The following is a 9,849-nucleotide window of genomic DNA, read 5'->3' on the forward strand; positions in this document are numbered from 1 at the left end:
CGCAGGCACGCAGAACACGAATTATGCTCACGTATGCTTACCCGAGGGTGCCGATCGACGCAATGGTGCGAACCGGTCACGCTGTCACGATGGGACCGGCAGGCGGTGCGGTGGGGCTCAGTCTCGTGCGCGTTCCGGTGGGCGGATCACCATCGCCGCGACGATCACCGCCACCGGCGCCGCCGTGGACACCAGCAGTGCCGGCGTATAGCTTCCCGCGAACTGGAACACCCCGGCGAAGGCGAGCGGCCCGAACGCCGTCGAACCCACCATGATCGCCGAGACCGTCCCCCGGATGGCCCCGATATGGGCGGTGCCGAAGTACCTCGGTAGGCTCGCGCCCTCGACCGCGCGGACACTGCCGCCTGCCGCGCCGACGAGCAGCCCGAACACCACCGCGAGCGGGCCAGGGGCGACCACGGTGGCCAGTACCAGACCACCGATCAGGCACGCCATACACGCAACCAGCAATCCCCTGTGGCCGACACGGTCGGCCAGGTAGCCCACCGCGAACGTGGCCACCAGGTTGGCGATCGTCTGCGGGATGAAATTGGCGGCCGCTTCGGCGGAGCTGAGCCCGCGTTCGCCGAGCAGGCTGATCTGATGGAAGTTGACCGCGGTCACCAGCAGGCTCACCGTCGCTATCGCCGAGGTCACGACCCAGAAGTACGGCGTGCGCAGCGCCGCCTGACGCGTGAAGCCCCAGTCGCTCGCGGTGGGATCGGCGCCGCCGTCGACGACGCCGTCCGGGAACTGGCCGAGCTCGGCGGGCCGGTCGCGCATGCCGAACCATGCGACGGGCAGCACGATCACCGCGACAGCCACGCCCTGGATGAGCCACGTCGTGCGCCACCCCCACTGCGCGATCAGGCTCTCCAACAGCACAGGTGCCAGCGCGATGGCCGAAGCGCCGACCGCGCTGACCATGCCGAGAGCGGTACCCCGACGTCGCTCGAACCACAGCGCCACCGCAGTGGTCGCAGCCAGGCTCAACGCACCCTGCCCTGCCATCCTGATCGCCACGAAACCGCCGGTCAGCCCGATCACGGAGGACACGGCAGCTAGCGAGCACAACGCGATCGAGAAGATCAACCCGATCGCGACCATCACCCGCCGGATACCGAAGCGATCGAGCATCCTGCCGACGAACGGCATCGCCAGCGCGCCGGTGAGGGTGCCAGCCAGGTATGCCGCCGAGATCGCGGAACGGCCGATGTCGAGCTCGGCGATCATCGGGTCGATGAATACCGATACCGCGGCGGTCTGTCCCGGGGCGCTCACGGCGATCATCAGTGCGGCGAATCCCGCGATGTGCCAACCATAGAATCCGGACGGCGATCGGGCGCCGCGCGTACGCGCCGGAGAGGTCAGTGGGTCTCCTCGAGGATGGGGGTGGGTTACGGTGATCGACGTGCTGGACGGCGATCGGCACTGACCCCGCGCGATGACGACCGGATCGAGGATACCCGACCGGCTGTGATCCGGGATCCGGAGCGTCGCCGCGCCGGTACGCCACGGCGACGCCGCGGATACGGCCGCACAGGCGTATCCGGCCGTATCCGGCCGTATCCGGCGCCAAGGACTCACCCGTTGAGATGATCCTCCCGCCCCATCGGGCGGGACTGCTCGGGCGCTGCTAGAACGAGGACCAACGGCCCACGGCGACCCGGGAGTACAGCATGACCACACCCGCAGGCGAGCCCGCCGCAGCAGACCACCCCCGGCTGGCCGAGCTGCTGCCGGAGCTCGACATCAACCGCCCCGAGCGGCACCGCCGGTGGACCGTACTGCTGCGCCTCCTGCTGCTGATCCCGCAGTTCATCGTGGTGTACGCGCTCGGTATCGCAGCCACGGTCATCGTGGTGATCGGCTGGTTCGCGGCGCTGTTCATGGGGCGGCTGCCCACGTGGGCGTTCGGCTTCCTCAGCGGGTACGTGGCGTACTACGCCCGGGTCAATGCCTACCTCTACCTGCTCACCGACACCTACCCGCCGTTCGCCTGGTCGACACAGGACCACCCGGCACGGTTCGAGCTACCGCCCCAGGACCGGTTGAACCGGCTCGCCGTGCTCTTCCGTATCATCCTGATCATTCCCGCCTACATCGTCGCCGTGGTCGTCATAGCGGGATGGATGATGCTGGCGTTCTTTTTCTGGCTGATCGTGTTGATCCTTGGCAGGATCCCCACCCCGATCTTCGGCGCGAGCGCGGCCGTGCTGCGCTACGAGCTCCGCTACATGTCCTACGGGCTGCTGGTGACCGCAGCGTACCCGAAGCTGCTCTTCGGTGACACTTCACGGGTTGCGGCCACCACCGCGCACACGACTCCGACGCCCCAGGCCGCACCGGCCGGAGCGGTTCCGCAGGCACAGGACACGCAGGGGGCGCCGGAGCGAGCCAGCGACACCCGGCCGTTGCTGCTTTCGCCCGGCGCGAAAGCCCTGCTCGTGGTGATCATCGTGCTCGGCGTCCTCGGCGCCATCGGCGGCGGCGCGGCAGGCACCGCTGCCGAGACGGCAACGGACGGCACCGACACCGTCGTCATCGAGTAGGCGAGCAGGCGAAGCTCGCCGCTGGTCTGTCAGGACACCCGTGAGCGGAACGGCTCGACGAGCCTGCGTAGCCGGAGGGGGAGCCGCTTCTCCAACCCGTACGGCTCCAGGTGCGCGGTCAGTACCTCGTCGAAGGAACGCCGGATACTCGCCACGTCCCAGGTCTCGCGCTCCAGGACCGGTTGCTTGACGTACGGCTGGCCCACGATGTGCAGCTGCCTGCCGTCACACCTGATCAACTGCCCGGTGATCCCCTCGGCGGCGTCCGACAGCAGGTAGAGCACCAGCGGTGCGACCCGATCCGGTGTCCGGTCCGGCGGGCAACGCCGCCGGGAACGCGGAGACCGGCGCACCATACGCGTCAGCGCCAGCGGGCACACCGCGTTCACCCGGATCCCCTCGGTCTCCATGTCGAGCGCCCAGGAGTACGTCAGCGACGCGACGGCGCCCTTGGTCGCCGCGTAGCTTCCCAGCTGCCGCTGTCCGAAGGATGCCCCGGAGGAGATGTTCACCAGGGACCCGCCCGTGCCGAGCATCGCCCGCGCGGCTGCCAGCCCAGTATGGATCACGCCGAGCAGGTTGACCTCGACCAGTTCCCGCACCGCGTGCGGATCCTCGTGCCACGGGGCCGCTTCGTGATGCACGCCCGCGTTGTTGACCAGCCCGTCGAGTCGGCCGAACGCCACGAGCGCGGTCTCGACGATCGCCGCCGCCTCGTCGGGATCCGCCACGGTGTGGTGGCTGACCACCGCGTTCCCGCCTCGCTCCCGGATGTTGGCCGCGATACGGTCCGCCGAGGCCGCGTCGACGTCGTTGACCACCACGGCCGCGCCCGCCGCGGCGGCCTCGGCGGCAAAGGCCGCGCCGAGCCCTCGCCCGGCACCTGTCACCACGACCGACTTGCCCTCGAGGATGCCCATGGTTCCAGTCTGGCCCCGTACGCACTGGGAATCACACTCCGTCGACGAGTGGATGGCAGAATGCGTCGAATGTCCGATGGTGACCAGTCGGGCGGAAGCGCCGGACCGATCACCCCATCAGAACCAGCACTCCGGGTAGTCGCAGTAGTACACTCCGGGGCCAACAGTCAGCGCCGTCGTGAGGGGACATCCCAGGTGCCGATCGGGCGCAACGGTAACCGAACGGCGCGTGCCGGGCCGCGAGAGCACCGTGCGCGCTTCGTGGACGTGCTGTCCCATCCCGAGTTCCGCTCGCTGTGGATCACCGAGGCTGTATCGCTGGCAGGTGATCAACTGGCCAAGGTGGCCCTGGCGATCATGGTGTTCGGACGTACCCAATCGGCGTTGTGGGCGGCGCTGGTCTATGCCATGACCTTCCTGCCCGCACTGGCGGGCGGGCTGGGCCTGTCGCAGCTCGCCGACCACTTCCCTCGCCGCACGATCGTCATCGGGTGCATGCTGATCCAGGCCGTGCTGGTGGCCGCCATGGCCGTTCCCGGCACGCCGCTGCCCGTGCTGTGCGCGCTGGTGTTCGGCGTCGGGCTGGCAGGAGCGCCTGCCAACGCCGCACAGCACGCGATCATCAGGGAGGCCATCAGCGACGACGAGCTCTACCTCCGCAGCCAGGATCTGCGGGGCGTGACCACCAACACCATGATGTTGGTGGGACTCGCCGGCGGTGGCGTGCTCGTCACCCTCATCGGGCCGCAACTCGCCCTGCTACTGGATGCGCTGACCTTCCTCTTGGCGGCGGGCATCGTGCGCGCCTGCGTGCGCCACCGGCCACGCGCCACCGCTTCACGGGACGGCTGGTTCGACGGTGCCAGGCTCGTCTTCGGCGATCGCAGGTTGCGCAACCTGACCTGGCTGGGGTGGCTGGTGGGGTTCGCCGCGGTTCCCGCTGGGCTCGCCGCACCGCTGGTGTCCGAACTCGATGCCGGGGACCAGGCCGTTGGCTGGTTACTCGCGGCCGATCCACTCGGGTTCGTGATCGGCGCGTTCCTCCTGGCACGCTTCGTCCCGGCCGCCGCGCGGCTGCGGCTGGTGCCGCTGCTGGCCACCGTCTCGCTGGCGCTGCTGGTACCGTTCGCGCTTCAGCCCACGCTGCTGACCAGCCTGCTCCTGCTGACACTCGGGGGGATGACGGGCGCGTACCTGATCACGGTCAACGCCACGTTCCTGACCCTGGTGCCCAACGAGCTCCGCGGCGGCGCGGGCGGTGTGTACCGCACGGGCCTGCGGGTGTCCCAAGGGATCGGCGTGGCGATCGCCGGGGCTGTCGCGGAATGGCTTGGGTCGGCCATGTACACGGTCGCGATCGGGGGCGCGACCGGTGCCACGCTCGCGCTGCTCGTCACCGCCGGATGGCTCCGGGTACGGGGGCAGGTCACCGTGAATGGCTAGGCCTACGGCGACCCGCCCGTTGTCGACGTCACGCCTACCGCTACCACCAAGGCACAGATCCCCCGTCAGGGTGCGCGCCAACAATCGTCCCTACGGGGAACGGATGTCCCGCAGTATCATCGTCAGAAGTCACGGTCGGTCACAACGAACACCTCCCAGAAGTACTGCCCAGCTGAATCCTGTACTCGAGGGATCCTCAGAAGTCACGGTCGGTCATCAGTAACACCTCCGATCACGGCGCGTCCTGTCTCCGGGCAAGCCACAAGCCCAGCCGGTGCTACCGGCACAACCGATACGGTGGATGGTACCGGGTTCCGGCCGCGTGGCCGCGCGCAGCGTCGGTTGTGACGGCCGTACGAGCGCGAAAGGAGGAGCGTCGTGACGTCCCCTCCCCGCGGCCGGCAGCCCGCCCATCCCCGTCAGCGGCATCAGCCCGAAACCGGCGACACGGCGAGCACGCGTGGAGCCGGTTCCGGCCCGCGCGGCCACCACCCGCGACAGTGGGACCTCTGGCGGCGGCCGAAGCCGATGGTCGTGCTGGTGCTGGCCGTCGAGATCCTCGCGGTCGCCGGGTTCGTTCTCGCGATCGCGGCTGCACCCTTACCGGCAGCCGAGGACTGGGCGCGGTTCGCCATCCTCGCCGCGGGCGGCATGCTGCACATCCTGCTGACCAGCAGGCAAGAGGCGCGGCGGCGTAGCCGCATCGACGGCGTCATCATCGACCTCACGGCTGTGTGGATCTTCCCGGCTGCCCTGCTGCTTCCCGTGCCGCTGATCCTCGCGCTGGTCGCGCTGTTGCGCATGCAGCGGTGGCTGATCGCCCGACGCCCGCCGCACAACTTCGTCTTCTCCTCGGTGAGCATCGCGGCCGCCGCGACGCTGGCGCATCTGGTCTTCACCGCCGTCGAAGGCATCAGCCTCGCCTCGGCCACGTCCTTCTGGGCGCTTCACGAGTTCGGCGCGATCGTGCTGGCCGGGTTGACCTACGAGGCGGTGCAACTCGTGTTGACCGCGAGCGTGCTGGCACTCGGCGGCACGCAACGACGCACCTGGCGCAAGGTTGTCGGCACCGTGCATGACAACCTCATCGAAGCCGTCACCATCGGACTCGGTGCGGTGACCGCGATCCTGCTGGTCAACGTTCCGCCAGCGGTAGCCGTCATGGCGCTGGTCACCGTGGTGTTCAACCGGCTGGCCGAGCTGGGGCAGCTGCAATCCGATGTACGCACCGATTCGAAGACCGGGCTGTTCAACATGCGCGGCTGGACGGAATCGGCCGAGCGGGTCTTCCGCCGCGCCAGCCGCACGCGCGAGGGACCCGCCCTCCTGATGATCGACTTCGACGACTTCAAGTGGATCAACGACACGTACGGCCACCCGGCCGGTGACGATGTGTTGCGGCACGTGGGTGCGCTGCTGAGCGAGACGACGCGTCCGGGGGACATCGTCGGCCGGTTCGGCGGCGAGGAGTTCCTGGTCTTACTTCCCGACATCGGGCTCGAAGCCGCGGGCCACGCCGCCGAGCGCATCCGCAACACTGTCGCGCGCGCCCGCATCGTCACCACGAACAAGCGTGGGGGCACGGCCACGATCACCGGGCGCACCACGTCGATCGGCGTCGCGGTGTACCCGCACCACGCCGACTCGCTCGAGACGTTGGTGCAGGCAGCCGACGCGGCGGTGTACGAAGCGAAGGAAGGCGGGCGCGACCAGGTACGGTTCGCGCATCGCAGGGCCGACCACGCAAGCAGGGGTGAGGATCGGACAGGCCGGACGTATCCCGCCGGATAGCCGAGTCCGGCGGCCAGCCGTACGGGTGACACCTCGTGATCATCGGCTGCGACGCCGCTGCCCGGACGTCCTGGCGACCTAGGCTGGCGTACCGACCGTGGCCGTCACGGGTCGCGACGGAAGGGAGCGAGCAGCGTGGAGGAGCGACCACGACGTCAGCGGCGGGAACGGGACCCGTCGCGGCCGTGGCTCGATCGGGAGCCCGACACCCCGCCCCCGCCACGGCCCGGCCCCGGCCGCCCGCGCGGCGGCGCGAGCGCCGCCGCTGCCGGTGGGCGCCTGCCGCGAGGCTGCTCCGGCGGCACGTTGGGCCGGGTCAGGTCGCTACTCGGCGTCAAGATCGCGCTGGCCATGGTGTCGCTGCTCATCCTCGGGGTCACCGGATACGCATGGGCCTCGGTGTTGGGCATGGACCGGAGCCTGACCGTCGCCGACGTGCTCACCGACGGTGGTGGCGACGACTTCGCGGACGGCTCGCGTGACATCCTGCTGGTCGGGCTCGACAGCCGTACCGACGCGCAGGGCAACGAGCTCCCCCGCGAGTACCTCAACGAGCTCAACGTCGGCACGGGCGACGGGGAGCTCAACACCGACACGATCATCCTGATCCACGTCCCCGAGGACGGCAGCGGCGCGGTCGCGGCTTCCATCCCCCGCGACTCCTACGTCACCATCCCGGGATTCGGCAGGCACAAGATCAACTCGGCCTTTGCGCGAGGCAAGGTCGCCGAACAACGCAGGCTCCGTGCGGAGGAAGGGCTCACCGACCCCCGCGAGATCGAGGTGCGCGCCCGACAGGAAGGGGCACGGACCCTCATCAGGAGCGTCGAACGGCTCACCGGCCGCACCATCGACAACTACGCCTCGGTCAATATCTTCGGGTTCCTGGAGATCACCGAGGCGATCGGCGGGGTGGAAGTGTGCCTCAACGAGGCCGTGCAGGAGGACAACTCGGGGGCGGATTTCGACGCGGGCGTACAGACCCTCTCCGGCAAGGACGCGCTCGCCTTCGTCCGGCAGCGCTACGGCCTACCCCGCGGCGACCTCGACCGGGTGGTGCGCCAGCAGGCGTTCCTGGCAGGGCTGGCGAGCAACATCCTCTCCGCGGGAACCCTCACCAACCGGACGAAACTCAACGACCTGATCGACGCCGTCGGTTCATCGGTGGTGCTCGACCAGGGCTGGGACATCATGGGCTTCGCCGAGCAGATGGGCGGGCTGTCCGGCGGCGATATCGAGTTCCGCACCATCCCGGTGGAACGCATGAACATGGACACCCCGGCGGGCTCGGCCGTCCAGGTCGACCCGGCAACCGTCAGGCAGTTCTTCGACGAGTACTCCGGCACGGACACCGCGGAGGGATCGGAGGAGGACGCGTCCGACGAGATCACCCCTGCCGAGGTCACGGTGAACGTGCTGAACACCACGACCCGACCCGGCCTGGCCGCCGATGTCGCCGGCTCGCTGACCGCGCAGGGCTTCACCGAGGGCCTGGTGGACAACGCCGCTGCTCGCGACACCACGGTGGTGCGCTACCCCGCTGGCGAGGAGGGTAACGCTCGGCACGTCGTGGCGGCGCTGGACGGGGCGGGAGAGCTCGAGGAGGACGGTTCGCTGTCCACGGGGCAGGTGACCATCCTGCTCGGCAGCGACTTCCCGGCAGGTACCGGGACCGAGGGCACCGGCCCGTCACCGCAGCATGCGCCTACGGAAGGGCCCACGGAACAGGCCGACGTGCACTCCGGCCAGGAAGACACCCCTGACGGCGCCGGTGACAGCGCGGGAGACGCCGAACGGGACGAGGACGCGGACGAGGGGCCCATCACAGCCGATGGTGTGACCTGTGTCAACTGATCGGGATCGACGCAGCGCAGCGCGAGGATTCCGGTGGCCACGCAGGGTGCTCCGCTGATTTTCCTGTCCGAATCGCGTCACGACCGGCCAGCTCCGCACTTTCACCTATGTGAGACCGGCGCTGGTCTCAGCCGTTGGTCGTCGCGACAGCAGGGGCGATGACGCGGCCCGAGGTGGAGGGACGTGAAGAGGGACCACGGTGCGCATCGATAGCCAGCGGTACCAGCAGATCCTCGGCGACGAGCTGCGGAAGGCACGCAAGCGCCGGGGATGGACACGCAAGGAGCTCAACCAGCGACTGGACAGAGACGTCTCGATCCAGACGCTGGCGACCTACGAGCTCGGGACTCGGCAATGCTCGGTCGTACGCCTTGCCGAGATCTGCCTCGCTATGGGCGAAACACCGCACGACCTGCTTGGTCGGGTTCATGCACGGTTGTTCAGCACCGGTGCCGACCAGATCGAGATCAACCTGGTGACCGTCGCACACGATCCCCGACCCGAGCTCCACCCGCTCCGGCGTTGGGCCGCGGACCGGCTGCGCGACGAAGGCACCTTCAGCCACCCGTACGTCTACCTGGCACCGGCCGCGGTGGAGCGCCTGGCCGAGCTGTGCGACGTCCCGCCCCACGAGCTACGCGAATACCTGCGCACCCTGTCCAACCCGGTCACGTCGAACGCGGACGGGCAGGAGTGACCGCCACGCGGCGGTTGGCCGTCACCGGCCGACCTGACCGTCACGGCCATCACCCGGGCCGACGAGCTCGTACTCGCTGGGATCAACCGAACGGGTCTCCAGCCAGTATCGCCAGGTGAAGCCGGGCCAGAGGGTTCGGTTGACCCCCTTGGAGTCCAGGTACCAGCTGGTGCAGCCCCCGGTGGTCCACACACCCCTGTGCAGCTTGCGCTGGATACGCTCCTGGAAACGCTCCTGCGCCTGGGGGCGCACTTTGATGGCCTCCGCCCCGCGCTGCTCGACACGGCGCATCGCATCCAGCACGTAGCGGACCTGCGACTCGATCATGAACACCACCGAATTGTGGCCGAGCCCGGTGTTCGGGCCGAGCAGGAAGAACAGGTTCGGGAAACCCTCTACGGTGATTCCCCTGTGGGTCTCCATGCCCTGAGTGGACCACTCGGTGGACAGCTCGCGGCCGGACTCGCCGGTGATGTCGAGGTAGTCGAAGGCGTCGGTGACGTGGAACCCTGTGCCGTAGATGATGGCGTCCACCTCGTGCTCGACCCCGGCGGTGTCCACGATGCTGTGCTCGCGCACCTCGGCGATGCCG

Annotated in this window: 7 protein-coding genes and 1 pseudogene; 5 read left to right on the forward strand and 3 right to left on the reverse strand. The window is 69.0% G+C overall.

From position 1 onward, the window contains the following. Window positions 1-117 precede the first annotated feature (117 nt). Window positions 118-1,290, reverse strand: coding sequence for an MFS transporter (locus F8178_RS14405; protein WP_317495293.1), 1,173 nt, complete (start codon window positions 1,288-1,290; stop codon window positions 118-120). A gap of 389 nt (window positions 1,291-1,679) precedes the next feature. Between F8178_RS14405 and F8178_RS14410 the strand changes: the two genes are divergently transcribed. After that, window positions 1,680-2,552: a DUF4389 domain-containing protein gene (locus F8178_RS14410; protein WP_317495294.1), complete on the forward strand. Its 873-nt coding sequence runs from the start codon at window positions 1,680-1,682 to the stop codon at window positions 2,550-2,552. A 29-nt stretch (window positions 2,553-2,581) separates the two neighbouring features. Here the strand turns inward: F8178_RS14410 and F8178_RS14415 are convergent, their stop codons facing one another. Continuing rightward, the gene (locus F8178_RS14415; RefSeq protein WP_317495295.1) at window positions 2,582-3,472 is read right to left on the reverse strand and encodes an SDR family NAD(P)-dependent oxidoreductase; all 891 of its coding nucleotides are present in this window, start codon (window positions 3,470-3,472) and stop codon (window positions 2,582-2,584) included. Between the two features lie 261 nt (window positions 3,473-3,733). On the opposite strand from F8178_RS14415, the gene F8178_RS14420 reads away from it, so the two are divergent. From F8178_RS14420 to F8178_RS14435, 4 genes are all read left to right on the forward strand, one after another. Continuing rightward, window positions 3,734-4,915, forward strand: a complete 1,182-nt coding sequence (locus F8178_RS14420) for an MFS transporter (RefSeq protein ID WP_317495296.1) — start codon at window positions 3,734-3,736, stop codon at window positions 4,913-4,915. Window positions 4,916-5,293: 378 nt separating this feature from the next. Then, window positions 5,294-6,706 (forward strand): GGDEF domain-containing protein, encoded by a 1,413-nt coding sequence (locus tag F8178_RS14425; RefSeq protein WP_317495297.1) that lies wholly within the window; start codon window positions 5,294-5,296, stop codon window positions 6,704-6,706. Between the two features lie 135 nt (window positions 6,707-6,841). Beyond that, window positions 6,842-8,560 carry an LCP family protein gene (locus F8178_RS14430; protein WP_317495298.1) on the forward strand — a complete coding sequence of 573 codons (1,719 nt, stop codon included), beginning with the start codon at window positions 6,842-6,844 and terminating at the stop codon, window positions 8,558-8,560. 199 nt (window positions 8,561-8,759) lie between these two features. Then, a complete protein-coding gene (locus F8178_RS14435) occupies window positions 8,760-9,257 on the forward strand; it encodes a helix-turn-helix transcriptional regulator (protein WP_317495299.1) in 498 nt (165 codons plus the stop codon). A 21-nt stretch (window positions 9,258-9,278) separates the two neighbouring features. Here the strand turns inward: F8178_RS14435 and F8178_RS14440 are convergent. Next, window positions 9,279-9,849: pseudogene (locus F8178_RS14440) on the reverse strand (4-hydroxyacetophenone monooxygenase); the annotation flags it as partial.

It is taken from the genome of Haloechinothrix sp. LS1_15, assembly GCF_033042135.1.
Lineage (GTDB): Bacteria > Actinomycetota > Actinomycetes > Mycobacteriales > Pseudonocardiaceae > Haloechinothrix.